Raw genomic sequence first — 16,374 nt, forward strand, 5'->3', positions numbered from 1 at the left:
CCGCGGGTCGAAACCCGCGGAAAGAGAAGGTGTTGCGCCGTCGGACAATGCAATCACGCTCTGCGAGCCGTCAACCTTCTTACGCCGCGAGTTCAGCAGCTGCAGGCGGCGATCCGTGCGGCGATCGACCTCAAGGACTGTCGATCCTGGGGAATGACTTTGCCAAAGTCAAAATCCAGCCTTAACCTTCTGCAATGCATTCCAGGTCGAGCATCCGGTATTTCCTGGGAAAGCCGCACGCAACGGAGCCCTATTTATGAGTGACAGCCAGGTAAGGATTGCGGCCGGGAACACCATTCGAAGCCTGCATGCCGATCTGCCGGTCAACGCCACCTTCCATATCTGGCTCAAGGCGACCAGGCCGGACGTTCCAGGCTCGCTGTCGTTTTCCAACGTTCGCGGCAAGTTCGGCGAGGTGAGCGTCGCGAACGCCGAAGAGCATGAGTTCAGAATTTTTCACGTCTTCGGCGGCGGCAGTGTCGAACTGGATTACGATGCGGATCAGACCTCGGTTTCGGTTGCCTACTGGTTCGCATTGGCCGACGTGCTGGAGACCGGCATTACAGTTCTCCACACCAATCCGGGAAATGCCCCACCGAACATCCCCGACAGCTATCATTTTCGTCCGCCGTTCGGCTGGATGAACGATCCGAACGGATTTGGCCGGTTTGGAGGCCGCCCACATCTGTTCTATCAGCATTATTCGCATGGCCTTCGCTGGAACACGATGCATTGGGGGCACGCCGTCTCTTCCGATTATTTGCGGTGGCGTCACATGCCAATCTTCCTGTTTCCGTCGGAAGATCTCACCGCCAGGCCCGACAAACGGGGCGGCGCCTATTCCGGCTCGGCCATCCCGCTTGCCGATGGCCCGGGCATTCGCGTCTTTTTCACCGAGCAGGTACAGGACCGTATCCCGGAACAGCAGATCCAACTCACGGCCACTTCCAGCGACCTCATCATGGCGGGAGACGCGCATGTCATCCTGCCATACCGCCCGCTTGACCAGGGATTGACAGCGGATTTTCGTGACCCATACGTCTTCAGGGGACCGGATGGCCTTTGGAAAATGCTGCTGGGCAGCCAGAGCGAAGAAGGCGGCGTTGTCCTGCTCTACGAAACCCGTGACCATACGGCCGCCACCGGCTGGACGTATGTCGGCAAGCTTCTGGTCGAGAAACACTATCGTACGACGGCGATCGAATGTCCCTGTCTGCTGCCGCTCGACGGGCCTGCGACCGACCCAGCGACGCGCTGGGTCCTGATTCTCGGGCTGATGAACAGTGAAGACCAGTCGACCCGGCGCAAGAACCTGACAATGGCCATTGTCGGCTGGTTCGATGGTCGGACCTTTGCCAAGGAATTCGAACAGGAACTGGACTTCGGGACGGATAATTACGCCTTCCAGGCCTTCGCCGACGGCGATGCCATTGTCGGCATAGGCTGGCTTGCCAACTGGGCCGACACCGGGCCGGCAATCGATTTCCCCACAGCCATGACGTTGCCTCGCAATATCCATCTGTCTGCAGGCGAGTTGCACACCCCGCCCATCGGCGCTGCCGAGAGCCTGCGGAGCCATATTCTGGACCGGACACGCCTCGCAGCCGGAGAGCAGGTAAGCTTTATCAACGGCGCCGTCGAAATCCTGTTCGAGCTGGAAAAGCCGGGTGCCCATTTCCACCTGAAGCTGCAACATCCAACTGTCCGGCTCAAGGTTGTCGTCGACGACGAGGGACTTGCCATTCGTCATGGAGACGACGCAGTGGAATCCCCCCACTATATTGCCAAGGGAGCCCGTCCAAAACGGCTGCGGATATTCCTCGACTACGGATCGATCGAGGTTTTTGCGGATCGCGGTCGTTGGGCTGGCACGAAGCGGATCAGCGGTTTTGAGCCGGTGCAATCGGCACGTCTCATCGCCGAAGCGGGCGCCGTACTACACGCGACGGTATGGGCGCTCAAACCGTGACAAGGAGATAAATATTTCCAGTTCAGGATCGGGCGTCCGCAAACACCGACCAATGAACGAGGCCTTCGACGACGCCAAGGGCGAACTGTTCCTTGGCGCTGTAGATCAGCGGGTTGGCCCGCGCCATGTCAAGCAGTTCGGGAAGCGCATTGGCAACGACAATCCCGCGCGCACCGGGCAGCTCGAACATGCTGCGGTCGTTGTTGGTATCGCCGGCGACGACCACCTCATCGAGGCCGATGCCGAGCTCATTGCACAGCCAGGCCAGCGCCTGGCCCTTGTCTGCTGAGCGCGGCAGGATGTCGAGATCGCGTCCGCTCGAATAAACCATCGTCACCGACAGGCCGGCCTCGGCCAAAGCACGCTCGATGCTGGCAAGGGCTTCCGGACTTGCGTCGAGCAGGTACCAGCTCGATTTGAAGGCGTGTTGATAGCCGTCGGGCTGGCGGACGGTGTCTTTGAGCGACCCGAGCACCGCATCGATCTTTTCAAGCGACCAGCCTTCCGAAAATCTTTGGGTAAAATGCCCCAAATCAGTAAAGTGTGTGGGGCGCGAGGTGTGCCGCGGACCGGCGAGCATCGTGCCGACACCGCCGATCACATAGTCCGGCGCCGGCAGAGCGACTTCGTCGACGAAGTTCAAGATATCGTCGGCCAGGCGACCGCTGTTGTAGACGAGAACCGGCCGGTGCTCGGGATCGAGCGCTTGCCATTTCAACCGAAATCGTGACGTCGCCGGCGCGTCGCCCGCCAGGGTCCCGTCGAGATCACTCGACAAAAGCGCGATCGGTTTCAATCGCCGTCGTTCCACGGCTCGTCCCAGTCATGATCGTCGACCGCCTTCAGCACCGGACGGCCTTCGACAAGGCTGACCAGCTGCTGCGCGATGCCTGTCCAGGTGAACAGGCTGCGCGCCTTGTGCGCGCCCATGCGGCCCAGGCGGCCGTAGAGGCGCTGGTGCTTCATCGGCTTGACGATGGTGATGCCGAGATCTTCCTTGTCGAACGGATCGCCAAAAAGCGCGTGCCGGCCATAGCTGATCCCGCGATAGAGGCCGCCATGGATCGTAACCACGGTCGGCGTTCCGCAGGCCATTGCCTCGATCGCGGTCATGCCGAACGGCTCGTAGCGGCTCGACAGGACGAACATGTCCGCCGCCCGATAGGTGTCGGCCAGGTCCTCGTCGGCAACATAGCCGGAGAAGACGATACGATCCTGCAAGCCTAGCTGTTCGACCTGTTGCTTGAGCTGGTTGAGGATCTTCTGTTCCTGCTCGTCCATGTTCTCGCCGCCGACAGCGAGCCTCAGGACCGCATCCGGCACACGCGGCGCCACCACGGAAAACGCATCGATCAGCAGGTCGTAGCCCTTGTTGGTGGCGAGCCGGCCGAGCGCCAGGACCGTTCGCCCTTCGAAGCCGAGCCGATGGCGGATCAACCGGCGAGACGCCTCGCTGACGGGGAAGAACCGGTTGTCGTCGTAACCGGGCGGGATCATGTGCACGCGGTCGCGCTCGAGGCTGTAGTCCTCGACCAGCATGTCGACCTGCGGCGGCGTTGTTGCGATCACCATGGCGCAGCTTCGATAGATGATCGTTTCGTGCTTGATGCGCTCGCTGAAATTGAACTCGGCCTCGAATGTATCGGCCTTGTCAGGGTAGTCCGTCTTCATCTGGCGCTGCTTCCAGATGCCAAGCGAATGCGGCGTATGGATGTGCGGGACAGTGAGCGCTTCCGACAGTCGCTGCCCCGCCACGCCCGCATCCCAGTAGTGAGAGTTGATGAAGTCGTAGGAGAGGTTTTCCCGGCGAATCAGGCGCAGCGCGTTTTCACACCACTCGAGAAGGTGGCGGTGGAGATATTCCTTCGGAATAAAATCGGGTCCGCCACAGGCGACACGCAGGACGCGAACCCCGTCGGCCACGTCATCGACAGGAGGCTGGTCTTCAAATCGTCGCGTCCAGATATCGACGGCATAACCCAACTGGGCCAGCTTTTTGGCAAGTTCCAAGACATAGACCACCTGTCCGCCGGTATCGGCCGCGCCGAGTGGCGGATTGGCTGCTACGTAGCCGTGGGTTGAAATGAGAGCAATTCGAGGTATCGCCGCATCCGAGTCCGGCATCTGTATCCTTCTCTACGATTGATCTGCGCACGCCGCAGCATGCACAAGTTGGATTATATAAGGTTTCCAGCCGCCATCCGCAAATGTCGAAAGCGCCGGGCGGCCGCCAAGGCTGGTGGCACGTCGGTGAGAATATTGACTCCGCCCGCAATGGTAGCCCCCAGAGACGCCGATAGGGAACATACCGAGGAGCCTCGGCGCGACGCTTATGGGAGAGCCGAAGACGTTGTGCGATTGGTGGATGATTGCGCCGGCTGACATCGACCTCGAAATCTGACAGACGCTGTAGCAATTTGACGCTGCTCATGATCCTTTCTGGAAATCGATTCCGATTTTCATGGTCATGCGCTAGACCTGACACGCAGCTTTTCCGGAATTCTGAATGGCGGGAGGCGCTTGTGGAAGGGCAGGACGAACAGACGACCGGCGCCAGGACCGCTGAGGACAGCGCCGACATCTATGGCGAGGATGGCGCCATTCTGTCGTCGTTCCTTGCCCAGATCGGCGCCGCGATCGCCGATCGCGACACGCTGACGCTAAAGCGTGAAGTCGACGACCTGCACCAATCGGAACTCGGCGACCTGATCGAGGCGCTTCATCCAGAACAGCGCCGCGCGCTGGTCGAATTGTTGGGCGCCGACTTCGATTTTTCCGCGCTGACCGAGGTCGACGAGGCTATCCGCCGCGACATCGTCGACAGCCTGCCCAACGCCCAGATTGCCCAGGGGGTGCAGGACCTCGATTCCGACGACGCGGTCTACATTCTCGAGGATCTCGAAAAGGAAGACCAGGACGAGATCCTGTCGCAACTGCCGTTCACCGAGCGGATCAGGCTGCGCCGCTCGCTCGACTATCCCGAAGAGACCGCCGGCCGCCGCATGCAGACCGAGTTCGTCGCGGTGCCGCCATTCTGGACGATCGGCCAGACCATCGACTACATGCGCGAGGACAACAACCTTCCCGACCGCTTCAGCCAGATTTTCGTCATCGATCCGAGCTTCAAGCTGCTCGGCGCCATCGACCTCGACCAGATCCTGCGCACCAAGCGCTCGATCAAGGTCGAAGAGGTCATGCATGAGACCAGGCACGCCATTCCGGCGACGATGGACCAGGAGGAGGCGGCGCGCGAATTCGAACAATACGACCTTCTCTCCGCTGCCGTCGTCGACGAGAACGAGCGGCTGGTCGGCGTGCTGACCATCGACGACGTGGTCGACGTCATCCAGCAGGAAGCCGAGGAGGATCTGCTGCGCATGGGCGGTGTCGGCGACGAAGAATTGTCGGACAGCATCCTTTCGACCTCGCGCTCGCGCGTTCCGTGGCTGCTCGTCAACCTTTTGACGGCATTCCTGGCGGCCTCGGTGATCGGCCTGTTCGACCGCACGATCGAGCACATCGTGGCGCTGGCGGTGCTAATGCCGATCGTCGCAGGCATGGGCGGCAATGCCGGCTCGCAGACCATGACGGTCACGGTGCGGGCGCTGGCGACCAGGGACCTCGACATCTACAATGCCGGCCGCATCATCCGCCGCGAGATAGGGGTGGGCTTCATCAACGGCATCATCTTCGCCATCCTGATCGGCATCGTCGCCGCCGCCTGGTTCCGCGATCCCAATCTGGGCGGCATCATCGCCGCGGCGATGATCATCAACATGTTCGTGGCCGCACTTGCCGGCATCCTGATCCCGCTGCTGCTCGACCGGTTCAAGATCGACCCGGCCGTGGCTTCGGCGGTCTTCGTTACGACGGTCACCGACGTCGTCGGCTTCTTTGCCTTTCTCGGCCTAGCCACATGGTGGTTCGGCGTGTGAGCAACGCCCGCTCAATTGACTTTTACGTAAATGCTATGCGAGATTTTGGAACAGCCTCTGGCCGATTCTGACACGCGTGCGGATAGCGAGGCCGCATGGTTGGAACTCGCAGCGCGGCCGGGCATTTGGAGTGATGATGCGGGAATATTATTCGATAACCGAACTGACCCGCGAATTCGACGTTTCGACGCGGACGCTGCGCTTCTACGAGGACGAGGGGCTGGTGCAGCCGGTGCGGCGCGGCCGCACGCGGCTATTTCGCCCATCGGACCGGCATCTGATCCGCCAGATCATGCGTGGCAAGAGGCTCGGCTTTTCGATCAACGAGATCCGCGAAATCATCCAGATGTACAAGGAGCCGCCCGGCGAGGTCGGTCAGCTCAACCTGATGATCAAGCGCATCGAGGAAAAGCGCGAGGATCTGCGCCAGAAGCGCCGCGATCTCGAAGAGACCCTGGCCGAACTCGACCAGGCCGAAGAGTCGTGCGTCGAGCGGCTGGTGGAACTCGGCGTCAACACCTGATCGGCTGCTGCCTCAAATCCAGCGCCGCACCGTTTTCGCGTAATCCCGGTATTTCTTGCCGAATTTCGTTGCCAGAACCTTTTCCTCGCCCTCGACCGCCATTTTCTGCGTTGCGAAGGCGGCGATGATCGCCAGCGGCAGGAACCATACGTTCCCCGAGATAAGGGCGACGCCGATCATCAGCAGCGTGTTGGCCAGATAGATCGGATTGCGGCTGACGGCGAAGGGGCCCGATGTAACCAGATGGTCCGGCACGGCGTTCGGGTGGAGCGTCGTCTTTGCCCGGATCATGATGCGGATCGCCGAGAACCAGAGTGCGACGACGCCGAACAATGCCACCCAGCCGGCAGCGAACAGGATGTCGCCCAAAAGGCCGCCGATCCATGGCAGCGGATAAAGCAAGCCAAGCGCGATGCTGACGGCGATGGCCGCGACATAGATCAGCGGCGGCCACGGTATAAACCCCGGTTTTTGCTGTCCCGGTTTCTGTTGGCCCGGTTTCTGCTGATGGTCGGTCATTGTGCTCCTCCCTCCATCAAAGTGCCGTCGGCCTTGGCAGTGCAGGCGCCGGCGAGCTCGTCGAGATGCGCCTTCCATTCCGCAGCCTGGTCGTTGCGGTAGAGCCGATCAAGCGTGGCCTCGCCCTCGAGCGTATCGAGCATGCAGACACAATAGCTGCTGCAGAACTCCGTGTCGCGCGATTGCTCGCACGATGCCTGGCACTCTTTCAGGAAGGTGACCTGCCTGGTTTCGACCGCTGCCGGCATGACTTGCGAAATCAGCCAGAGCGAGCCGATCAGCACCGGCTGGTGGATCAGATAGAAGGCGAGGCTGTGCCGGCCGATAAAGACCAGCGGATTTGTCCAGCGGCCGGGCGTCAGGCCCGCCAGCCGCGTCAGCACGCCGGAGGCGAAGGCGAGTTTTGCCGCCGCGATACCGACAAGCACAGCGCCGAACCATGGAAACAGCGGGACATAATCGTTGGAGCGCGGGTTGGTTGCCGACAGGCCGACCCACCACAGGGCCGGATGATCGAAGATCTCGGACCTGAGGTAGAGCGGCGCGGTGATGACGAAAGCTGCGACAGCCAGCGTCAGCAGCGCCGGCAGCCGCAGAAACGCCAGGCCGAGCAGGCTGGCGAGCGCGATCTCGTGCAGGATGCCGAAGAAGATGAAACTGTCGGGTGTGGCAAGCCTGGTGGCGGCCGATATGGCGAGCGCCGCCCCGCCGACCATGGCGAAGCGTTTCCAGAAGCCGTTCCAGCGGATTTGCTTGCCATGGGCAAGGAACAGGCTGACGCCGACCAGGAACAGGAAGGTCGAAGCGATGCAGCGCGCGTAGAATTTCCACCAGCCAAAGGCAGTCAGGCCGGGATCGGTGTAGCCGAAGAATTCGAGATCCCAGGTGAAATGGTAGCTCGCCATGGCAAGCAAAGCGATGCCGCGGGCGACGTCGATAGCGACGATGCGCCTGGATCGGTCCTGAACGGCCGGCGTAGGAATGGTCATGGTCTCGCAATTCTGATTCAGTGCTGCAAGACGACTATCATGGTTGCCCCGGACAAAAGAAGACAGGGCCCATTGATGCCCAGGGCTTAGGCTAAAGCGCCGTATGCCGCTCGCAGCCAGTGGTCGAGGCCGGCGCCGCCCCTCATAGCCCTGCCGGGCGTTTCTCCCCGTAAACGGGGCGAAAGAGGCTGGCCGCAACGCCGGCTCCCTTCTTGCAACGCTGATGATTGGCGAGACCGCCGATGACAGCGCCCTCTCCCCGTTCTACGGGGAGAGGATGCCGGCAGGCAGGTGAGGGGCAGCGCGGACGATCGGCTTTCAACGTGTCAAGATCGCGGCGTCGAGGAACCAAGCTGGTCTGCCGGCACGGCGCATTCGCGCTGGTAGCTGGCGGAATTTGGTTTGCCGGGCGCGGCGATTCTGCCTATAGTCGCAGCCGTCGTCGGTTCCGTTTTGGAACCAAGAGGGAATGCGGTAGGGGCAAAATTCGCCCGATGCCGTGGCTGCCCCCGCAACTGTGTGCGGTAGTCCTCTCCATATGCCACTGAAGATTTTCTTCGGGAAGAGCTTCTTCGGGAAGGTGGGGAAGGGCGCTGATCCGCGAGCCAGGAGACCTGCCGGCGACAGGAGAACTGACTTCTATGCCCTCGGGTGGAGGGCGAAAGGACAAGACATGAATACCGCTTCCGTCTCGCTCGGCGCTTCCGTCTCCTCGCAGTCGCGTTTCGTGCAGTTGGCGCTTGCTGCATTTCTCGGCGTTTTCGTCATGGGTTTTGTCGGCTTCTCGCATATCGATGCGGTCCACAATGCCGCCCACGACTATCGCCATTCGATGGGCTTTCCCTGCCACTGACGAGGGGCTGACACCATGACACTGTTTCGCAACGTCGTGTTCATCGCGGCGATCGCAGGGCTTGTGGCCGGCGTCGTTCTCGCCTGCATGCAGGCCTACGCCACGGTGCCACTCATCCTCAAGGCGGAAGTCTACGAACAGGCCGGCGGTGGTCACACGCATGACCATGGTTTGTCGCCGGCCGCAGCAGGCAGTAATGCCATGAGCAGCGCCGTGCCGGCTGAAGCAGCCACCGCGGAAGAGGAAGGCTGGGCTCCGGCCGATGGCTTCGAGCGCTTCGCCTTTAACGTCGTTGCCAACGTCGTCACCGGCATCGGCTTTGCGCTGATCCTGGTCGCCGCTTCGGAATTCGCCGGCGGCATCGGCAATTGGCGACAGGGCCTGTTCTGGGGCCTTGCCGGCTTTGCCGTGTTCACGCTGGCCCCGAACCTTGGCCTGCCGCCCGAACTGCCGGCGATGCCGGCGGCCGATCTCGCCCAGCGCCAGATCTGGTGGACGGCAACGGTGGTGGCGACCGCGGCCGGTCTCGGCCTGCTCGCCTTTCGCAAGTCATTGCCGCTGGCGGTGATTGCCGTGGCGTTGATCGTGGCCCCGCATATTGTCGGCGCGCCGCAGCCCGACAGTTTCGAATCGCCGATCCCGGAAGGCCTGCACCACCAGTTCGTGGTGGCGGTGACGCTGACCAATCTGGTGTTCTGGCTGGTGCTCGGCGCTGTCGTCGGCTTGTTGCGCGGCCGCTTGACCGGCACCGCAACCAGCCTGCGCGACAGCCTTGCCTGATCGCGCTGCTCCAGGCAGCAAGCTGACCCTGGTCATCGGCGGTGCACGCTCGGGCAAGAGCGCGCATGCCGAAAGCCTGGTGAAGGCCTGTCCGGCGCCGTGGACCTACATCGCCACGGCGCAAGCCTATGACGACGAGATGCGCGAACGCATCGCGCTGCACCGGGCGCGGCGCGGCGAGGGTTGGACGACCGTCGATGCGCCGCTAGATCTCGTCGGCGCGATCGAGGCGCTGCCTGACGGCCGGCCAGTCCTGATCGACTGCCTGACGCTGTGGCTGTCCAACCACATGCTGGCCGAACGCGACATTGAGGCCGAATGCCGAGGGCTTGCGGATGTGCTGTCGCGGCCGCGCGGGCCGTGGTTCGTGGTTTCCAACGAGGTCGGGCAGGGCATCGTGCCCGACAATGCGCTTGCCCGCCGATTTCGCGATGCCGCCGGCCGGCTCAACCAGCAGGTCGCCGCCGTCGCCGGCACGGTGCTGCTGATGGTGGCGGGACTGCCGCTCAAGGTGAAGTGATATGACCGATATCGACGACAGGGACGAGCAACGCCACCGCGCCAAGATGGCCAAGCGCAAGGCGGTGCAGGACGCCGAGGTCGCGGCCAAGACGGTCGAGAAGGGACTGCTGATCGTCAACACCGGGCCCGGCAAGGGCAAGACCACTGCCGCCTTCGGGCTGGCGCTGAGGATGCTCGGCTACGGCAGGCGCGTCGGCGTCGTCCAGTTCATCAAGGGCAAATGGCATACCGGCGAGAAGGACGCCTTTGCCGCTTTCGGCGACCGGGTCGTCTGGAACACGATGGGCGAGGGTTTTACCTGGGAAACGCAGGATCTGAAGCGCGACATCGCCGCCGCCGAGGCTGCCTGGGCCAAGGTGCTTGAGCTGATGGCCGATCCATCGATCAGCCTGCTGGTGCTCGACGAATTGAACATCGCGCTGCGCTACGACTATCTCGATCTCGACACGGTGGTGGCGGCGCTGAAGGGCCGCCGCGAAAACCTGCATATTGTCGTCACCGGCCGCAACGCCAAGCCGGCGCTGGTCGATGCCGCCGATCTGGTCACCGAGATGGGAGTTACGAAGCATCACTTTTCCGCCGGCGTGAAAGCGCAGCAGGGCATAGAGTTCTGAGGTTTCGTTCGCGCGAGGGGCAGGGCAATGCTTCGGGCAGACGATGCATCCAACTTGTGTTGAAATGGCTAATTGTCGATCTCTGCGCCGCCCCTCATTGCCCTGCCGGGCATTTCTCCCCGTATAGTGACGGGGAGAAAGGCGCCTTCGCAAAGGATTTCGCCAATCGCCAGCGTTGCAGAATGGGTGCCGAGGCCGCGGCCAGCCCCTTCTCCCCGTCACTATACGGGGAGAAGGTGCCGGCAGGCGGATGAGGGGCTGCGCCAACCTCAAGCGATTGCCCTGAAGCAGCACATATTTGTTTGCTCGTGGACGTCATGCAACGATGACGATCACCGACAGCAAGCCGAACAGTCCCATCAGCAGAAAGTCGGCAACCCGATAGAGTCTTAGCGCTCGTCTGATGTCCACGCTCTCGACATCGCGGCGGCCGCCTTCACCCATGAACGCGTCGTCGACCATGACGCCGTCGTAGGAGCGCGGCCCGGCCAGCGCCAGGCCGAGCGCGCCGGCCATTGCTGCTTCAGGCCAGCCGGCATTGGGCGAGCGGTGCTTTTTCGCGTCGCGCCGCACGGTGCGCCAGGCGTTGCCGGCGTCAGCGTCTTTGACGAGGAAGGCGGCCAGCACGATGAGCAGTGCGGTCAGCCGCGACGCCGGCAGGTTGATCAGATCGTCGAAGCGCGCCGCCGCCCTGCCGAAGGCCTCGTGGCGCGGCGTGCGGTGGCCGATCATCGAATCGGCGGTGTTGGCGGCCTTGTAGGCGACGCCGCCGGCCAGCCCGCCGACGCCGATCCAGAAGACCGGCGCGACGACGCCGTCGGAAAAATTCTCGGCCAGGCTTTCGATCGCAGCGCGGCAGACACCGGCTCTGTCGAGCTTTTCCGGATCGCGGCCGACGATCTGCGAGACGGCAACACGACCGATGTCGAGTCCGCCATTGTCGAGTCCGTCGGCCACCGCCTCGACATGCTCGGCCAGGCTCTTCTGCGACAGCAGCGATGTCGCCAGGAGCGCGGTGAGGATCAAACCGGCTGGAATGCCCGCAAGCATGGTTTCCACCGCGAAAGCGATGGTGGCCGGCACCAGCACGATGATCAGCAGCGCATGAACACCGCGCCGGCGGCGCAGAACGTCGGAATCAGTATCGCGGTTGAGCCTGCGGTCGAGAAAGGATATCAACCTGCCGAACCAGGTGACGGGGTGGCCGATGGCGCCGAGCAGCCAGCTGGGATAGCCGACAGCGAATTCAACAAGCAGTGACAGGAAAGCGATCAGGATCGACATGAAGTCTCTTGATGGAGCGGCGGCAGTGGTGGATCACGGCGGAAGCCTTGGCCGGGCGAGGGCGCTTTTTCCGCATGCGCCACAGCCCTTCGTCGACCTCTCGACCGGTATCAATCCGCACTCCTATCCGTTTTTCGAGCTGCCCGCCACCGCCCTGTCGAGATTGCCGGAAGCTGCGCGGGTCCGTGATCTGGCCGATGTCGCGGCGAGCGCCTATGGCGCACCATCGGCGGCCAACGTGGTGGCAGCGCCGGGCACGCAGATCCTGTTGCCGCGCATCGCTTCGCTGGTCAGCCCCGGCAAGGCGCTGGTGCTCGGGCCGACCTATGCCGAGCATCAGCGGGCAGCGGCCATCACCGGCCATGCGGCGATGGAGGTCGACGATTTCGATGCCCTGGCAGGAGCCGACCTTGCCATCGTCGTCAACCCCAACAATCCGGACGGACGTATCATCGAATGCAAGAAGCTGCTTGCGCTTGCCGAAAGTTTGCGCGCCAGAGGCGGGTTGCTGGTCGTCGACGAGGCGTTCATGGATGTCGGCCCGCTTGGCGAGAGCGTGGCCGGCGATGTCGAGCATGGCGGCATCGTCGTGCTGCGCTCCTTCGGCAAGTTTTTTGGTCTTGCCGGCCTGCGGCTCGGCTTTGCATTGGCCGACGCGCTGACGGTCGAACGGCTGGAGGCCCAGTTCGGGCCGTGGGCGGTTGCCGGTCCGGCGCTCGAATATGGCATCCGCGCGCTTGCCGACAGCGGCTGGCAGGCCGAGATGCGGCGCCGTCTGGCCAAGGATGCAGCGAGGCTCGATGCGCTGTTTGGCCGCTTCGGTGTCCCGGTCGACGGCGGCACCACGCTGTTCCGCTATATCAGGCTGAGCGACGCCGCCTCTCTGTTTTCGGTGCTTGGCGAGCGCGGCATCCTGCTTCGGCATTTTTCCGGCCGGCCGGAGGTGCTGCGCGCCGGGCTGCCGGGCGGGGGCGAGGAATGGCAGCGGCTCGAATCGGCTCTTGCCGACTGGGCGCAACAGCGCCACGATAACACAAGCGAGGTCCAGCAATGATCCATGTCTGTTCGCTTTCAAAAGTCGAGGAAACCGTCGCGAAGACCGGGGCCGAGCGGTTGCTTTCGCTGCTGGCCGCCGGCACCGAGGTGACTCGGCCGGCGTCGATCGCCCAGGAAAACCATCTGCAGCTCGTCATGCACGATATCGCGGTGGCGCAGGAGGGCATGACCATGCCGGGCGAGGCGCATGTTCGCAACCTGCTCGATTTCGCGCGCCGATGGGATCGCGCAAGGCCGCTGGTCGTGCATTGCTATGCCGGTATCAGCCGGTCGACGGCCTCGGCCTACATCATCGCGGCGGCACTGGCGCCGCAGCGCTGCGAGGTCGAGTTGGCTGAGACGCTGCGTGCACTGTCGCCGACGGCGACACCCAATCCGCGGCTGATCGCGGTCGCCGACGCGCTGCTCGATCGCAACGGCCGCATGACGGGTGCGATCGAGGCGATCGGGCGCGGCGCCGAGGCCTTCGAGGGGACGCCTTTCGAGCTGAAGATCGACGGCTGATCCTAGTCTTGAGGAGAAGGGGCTGGCCGCAGCGCTGGCGCCTTTTTTGCAATGCCGGCGATAGGCGAAAACATTGATGAGGGCGCCCCTCGCCCCGTTTACGGGGAGAGGATGCCGGCAGGCAGGTGAGGGGCGGCGCGGCGCTGGCGAAAAGCCTCCTAGGCCAGCCAATCTGCAAGCTTGGCCTTGCGCACGTCCTTCAACAGGCTGATGAAACCGTCGGCTTGATGGTTGGCGGTCAGCCGGCCCTTTTCGGCCGTTGCAATGCTGGCGTCGCCGACCACGCCGTTCGGGTTGAGATCGGTGGCGATCCAGGCGAAGGCGTGCGTTCCGGTGTGGCGTAGCAGCGAAAATTGCTTTTCGGCGCGGGCGACGTTGGACACGAAATTGTCGGCCTTTGCCATGTCGACGAGATCCGGCCGGAAATGCAGCATCAGCGAGGTCTCGACATCGCCGCCATGGATGCCGTGGCTATCCTCAAGCTCGGTGTACAAGCCGGCCGGCCGGCCAAAGCGCTGCCAGCTCGTCTTCACACCCAGCATCTTTGCCCGCACGCGCAATTCTCGCGTCATGATGCCCATGATCTCCTCGTTGCCGCCATGCGAGTTGACGACGATCAGCTTCCTTAACCCGGCCCGTGCGACCGACAGGCCAAGCTCGGTCCAGGCCTCGATCAAGGTCGCCGCCGGCAATGTAAGGGTTCCCGGCGCATGCAGGTGCTCGTTCGACTTGCCCACCGCCTGGACCGGCAAGATGCGGATGTCGAGATCGCCAGGCAGGCGCGCGATCACCGTTTCGAGCATGCCGTTCATGATCGAGGTGTCGGTCGAAACCGGCAGATGCGGCCCGTGCTGTTCGATCGCCGCCACCGGCAGAACGGCGATCGTCGCCTCCGGGTCGATGGTGGCGTACTCGGTGGTCCGGTAGTCGCCCCACCACACGCGTTTCGTTGCAACGGTCATTTTGAAACCTCGAGCAAACTGGCGGCGTTGGCGCTGCCCCTCACCCGTACCCTCTCCCCGTATAGAGACGGGGAGAGGGGGTCGCCAGCGTTGGAGCGCTTCCCTTCTCCCCGTCACTGAATACGGGGAGAAGGTGCCGGCAGGCGGATGAGGGGCAGCACCAGCCTTTGTCGTGTAACTGGAGATCAACGGCCTGTCGATTCCAGCCGGCTCCTCACCCTGCCGCGATGACCTCGATCTCGACCTTGAATTCCGGCCGCGCGAAACCGGACACGATCATCAGCGTCGAAGCCGGCGCCGGGCTGGTGAACAGGCGATCGCGCACGTCCATATAGGGTTTCAGGAAGACGCGGTCGGTGACATAGGCGTTGATGCGCACGATGTCGGAAAGTCCAAGCCCGGCGTCGCCGAGAATCGCTGCGATGCTTTGAAAACAGAGCTCGGCCTGCGCGCCGGCATCCTGCGGGATCTGATCGTCCGGCGTGATGGCGACCTGTCCAGAACACAGCACCAGCCGCTTGCCGGGCGGCACCTCGACGCCATGGCTGTAGCGGGCAAAGGGCGGCTTGATCGACTTCGGCGTCAGGAACTTGAACATGAAAATCTCCAGTCTGCTGCCAGCGTAAAGCCGGATCAGGCGAGCCCTCAAGATGCAGTGCATACTATCAGGGCGATTGTGGACAGGCGTTCAAAAAATAGGCACGATGCCCCCGGTACGGCATGACCGGTCCGGCTTTCGCGCGCCACTGTTGCGCAAGGCGGGCGGTCCGGGCGATGGCATGTGTCTTGCTTCTTCGATCGATGGTGTCGAGCCCGGCGCGCGGCGCGACGGAGCCAACTGAGGGTGGTGTGGATGGACGGAAAACTCAAGATTTCGGCTGGCGCGATCGTGCTGCTTGTAGCAAGCACGCTGAGCGCGGCAGCAAACGAGAAGATCACCTTCGGCACCAACTGGCTCGCCCAGGCCGAGCACGGTGGCTATTATCAGGCGGTCGCTGATGGCACCTATGCCGCGTGCGGGCTCGACGTGACGATCATGCAAGGTGGCCCGCAGGTCAGCGGCCGGCCGCTGCTGCTTGCCGGCAAGATCGACTTCTACATGGGCGGCAACATGCTGCAGGCCTTCGACGCCGTGCAGCAGGAGATTCCGCTGCGCGTCGTCGCCGCCTCGTTCCAGAAAGAGCCGCAGGTGATCATGAGCCATCCGGGCCAGGGCCTCGACAGATGGGGGGATCTGAAGAACGCGGACCAGTACATCATCGGCGACGAAGGTGCACAGAGCTACTTCCAGTGGATGATCACGGAGTTCGGCTTCGATCCGGCCAAGCGCGTGCCCTATACGTTCAACCCCGCACCTTTCATCGCCAATCCGAAGTCGATCCAGCAGGGTTACGTGACCTCGGAGCCCTTCGCCGTCGCCAAGGAAGGCGGCTTCCAGCCCAATCTGTTCCTGCTCGCCGACTACGGCTTCGACACCTATGCGACGACGATCGAGACCATGCAGGCGACGATCGACAAGCGGCCGGAGGTGGTTCAATGCTTCGTCGATGGCTCGGCCAAGGGCTGGTACAACTATCTCTACGGCGACAACGCTGCCGCCAACGCGGCGATCAAGAAGGACAACCCCGACATCAGCGACGAGCAGATCGCGTTCTCGATCGAGCAGATGAAGAAATTCGGCATCGTCGATTCCGGCGATACCGAAAAACTCGGCATCGGCGCGATGACCGACGCGCGCATCCAGAGCTTCTACGACAAGATGGTCAAGGCCAAGGTCGTGCCGGCCGACGTCGACATCAAAAAGTCCTACACACTGGCCTTCGTCAACAAGGGCGTCGGGATCGACCTGAAGAAATAGCACCCG

General features: G+C 62.9%; 17 protein-coding genes and 1 riboswitch. Of the genes, 10 read left to right on the forward strand and 7 right to left on the reverse strand.

Features of this window, described 5'->3' with window-relative positions:
• Positions 1–256 precede the first annotated feature (256 nt).
• Positions 257–1,969, forward strand: coding sequence for a GH32 C-terminal domain-containing protein (locus tag AC0L18_RS07040; protein WP_473491254.1), 1,713 nt, complete (start codon positions 257–259; stop codon positions 1,967–1,969).
• Positions 1,970–1,991: 22 nt separating this feature from the next.
• On the opposite strand, the gene AC0L18_RS07045 is transcribed toward AC0L18_RS07040, so the two are convergent.
• Together AC0L18_RS07045 and AC0L18_RS07050 are read right to left on the reverse strand one after the other, a co-directional pair.
• Positions 1,992–2,765: an HAD-IIB family hydrolase gene (locus AC0L18_RS07045; RefSeq protein WP_473491255.1), complete on the reverse strand. Its 774-nt coding sequence runs from the start codon at positions 2,763–2,765 to the stop codon at positions 1,992–1,994.
• Positions 2,762–4,093 carry a glycosyltransferase gene (locus AC0L18_RS07050; RefSeq protein WP_473491256.1) on the reverse strand — a complete coding sequence of 444 codons (1,332 nt, stop codon included), beginning with the start codon at positions 4,091–4,093 and terminating at the stop codon, positions 2,762–2,764. Before AC0L18_RS07050 ends, AC0L18_RS07045 begins: the two co-directional genes overlap by 4 nt.
• 398 nt (positions 4,094–4,491) lie before the next feature.
• Here AC0L18_RS07050 and mgtE point away from each other — a divergent pair, with 398 nt between their 5' ends.
• Positions 4,492–5,904, forward strand: a complete 1,413-nt coding sequence (mgtE, locus tag AC0L18_RS07055; RefSeq protein ID WP_473491258.1) for a magnesium transporter — start codon at positions 4,492–4,494, stop codon at positions 5,902–5,904.
• A 136-nt stretch (positions 5,905–6,040) separates the two neighbouring features.
• On the forward strand, positions 6,041–6,427 hold the full coding sequence (locus tag AC0L18_RS07060; protein WP_023685221.1) for a MerR family transcriptional regulator: 387 nt from the start codon (positions 6,041–6,043) through the stop codon (positions 6,425–6,427).
• Positions 6,428–6,439: 12 nt separating this feature from the next.
• Here the strand turns inward: AC0L18_RS07060 and AC0L18_RS07065 are convergent, their stop codons facing one another.
• A complete protein-coding gene (locus AC0L18_RS07065) occupies positions 6,440–6,946 on the reverse strand; it encodes a methyltransferase family protein (protein ID WP_473491259.1) in 507 nt (168 codons plus the stop codon).
• Positions 6,943–7,935, reverse strand: coding sequence for a heparan-alpha-glucosaminide N-acetyltransferase (locus AC0L18_RS07070; protein WP_473491260.1), 993 nt, complete (start codon positions 7,933–7,935; stop codon positions 6,943–6,945). The genes AC0L18_RS07065 and AC0L18_RS07070 overlap by 4 nt, the downstream gene beginning before the upstream one ends.
• A gap of 426 nt (positions 7,936–8,361) precedes the next feature.
• A riboswitch (cobalamin riboswitch) is annotated at positions 8,362–8,571 on the forward strand.
• 37 nt (positions 8,572–8,608) lie between these two features.
• Here AC0L18_RS07070 and AC0L18_RS07075 point away from each other — a divergent pair.
• The 4 genes from AC0L18_RS07075 to cobO are packed head-to-tail and all read left to right on the forward strand — an operon-like array spanning position 8,609 to position 10,704.
• Entirely contained in the window at positions 8,609–8,788 is a 180-nt protein-coding gene (locus AC0L18_RS07075) for a CbtB domain-containing protein (RefSeq protein WP_023798882.1), read from the forward strand.
• A 15-nt stretch (positions 8,789–8,803) separates the two neighbouring features.
• Complete coding sequence (locus AC0L18_RS07080) at positions 8,804–9,568, forward strand: CbtA family protein (RefSeq protein WP_473491261.1); 765 nt, start codon at positions 8,804–8,806, stop codon at positions 9,566–9,568.
• Between the two features lie 22 nt (positions 9,569–9,590).
• Positions 9,591–10,088, forward strand: coding sequence for a bifunctional adenosylcobinamide kinase/adenosylcobinamide-phosphate guanylyltransferase (cobU, locus tag AC0L18_RS07085; RefSeq protein ID WP_473491391.1), 498 nt, complete (start codon positions 9,591–9,593; stop codon positions 10,086–10,088).
• Position 10,089: 1 nt separating this feature from the next.
• Positions 10,090–10,704, forward strand: coding sequence for a cob(I)yrinic acid a,c-diamide adenosyltransferase (gene cobO / locus AC0L18_RS07090; protein ID WP_473491262.1), 615 nt, complete (start codon positions 10,090–10,092; stop codon positions 10,702–10,704).
• 315 nt (positions 10,705–11,019) lie between these two features.
• Here cobO and cbiB read toward each other — a convergent pair whose 3' ends face one another.
• Positions 11,020–11,988, reverse strand: a complete 969-nt coding sequence (gene cbiB, locus AC0L18_RS07095; RefSeq protein WP_473491263.1) for an adenosylcobinamide-phosphate synthase CbiB — start codon at positions 11,986–11,988, stop codon at positions 11,020–11,022.
• On the opposite strand from cbiB, the gene cobD reads away from it, so the two are divergent.
• Together cobD and AC0L18_RS07105 are read left to right on the forward strand one after the other, a co-directional pair.
• Complete coding sequence (gene cobD, locus AC0L18_RS07100) at positions 11,987–13,042, forward strand: threonine-phosphate decarboxylase CobD (protein ID WP_473491264.1); 1,056 nt, start codon at positions 11,987–11,989, stop codon at positions 13,040–13,042. The two genes, cbiB and cobD, sit on opposite strands and share 2 nt — an antisense overlap.
• The gene (locus AC0L18_RS07105) at positions 13,039–13,548 is read left to right on the forward strand and encodes a tyrosine phosphatase family protein (RefSeq protein ID WP_473491265.1); all 510 of its coding nucleotides are present in this window, start codon (positions 13,039–13,041) and stop codon (positions 13,546–13,548) included. The genes cobD and AC0L18_RS07105 overlap by 4 nt, the downstream gene beginning before the upstream one ends.
• A 158-nt stretch (positions 13,549–13,706) precedes the next feature.
• Here AC0L18_RS07105 and AC0L18_RS07110 read toward each other — a convergent pair whose 3' ends face one another.
• Both AC0L18_RS07110 and AC0L18_RS07115 read right to left on the reverse strand, forming a co-directional pair.
• A complete protein-coding gene (locus AC0L18_RS07110) occupies positions 13,707–14,510 on the reverse strand; it encodes a creatininase family protein (protein ID WP_091594395.1) in 804 nt (267 codons plus the stop codon).
• A 214-nt stretch (positions 14,511–14,724) separates the two neighbouring features.
• The gene (locus tag AC0L18_RS07115; RefSeq protein ID WP_473491266.1) at positions 14,725–15,108 is read right to left on the reverse strand and encodes a RidA family protein; all 384 of its coding nucleotides are present in this window, start codon (positions 15,106–15,108) and stop codon (positions 14,725–14,727) included.
• A 255-nt stretch (positions 15,109–15,363) separates the two neighbouring features.
• Here AC0L18_RS07115 and AC0L18_RS07120 point away from each other — a divergent pair, with 255 nt between their 5' ends.
• Complete coding sequence (locus AC0L18_RS07120) at positions 15,364–16,368, forward strand: ABC transporter substrate-binding protein (protein WP_473491267.1); 1,005 nt, start codon at positions 15,364–15,366, stop codon at positions 16,366–16,368.
• The last annotated feature ends 6 nt before the right edge of the window (positions 16,369–16,374 follow it).

Source organism: Mesorhizobium sp. WSM4819, from assembly GCF_055811215.1.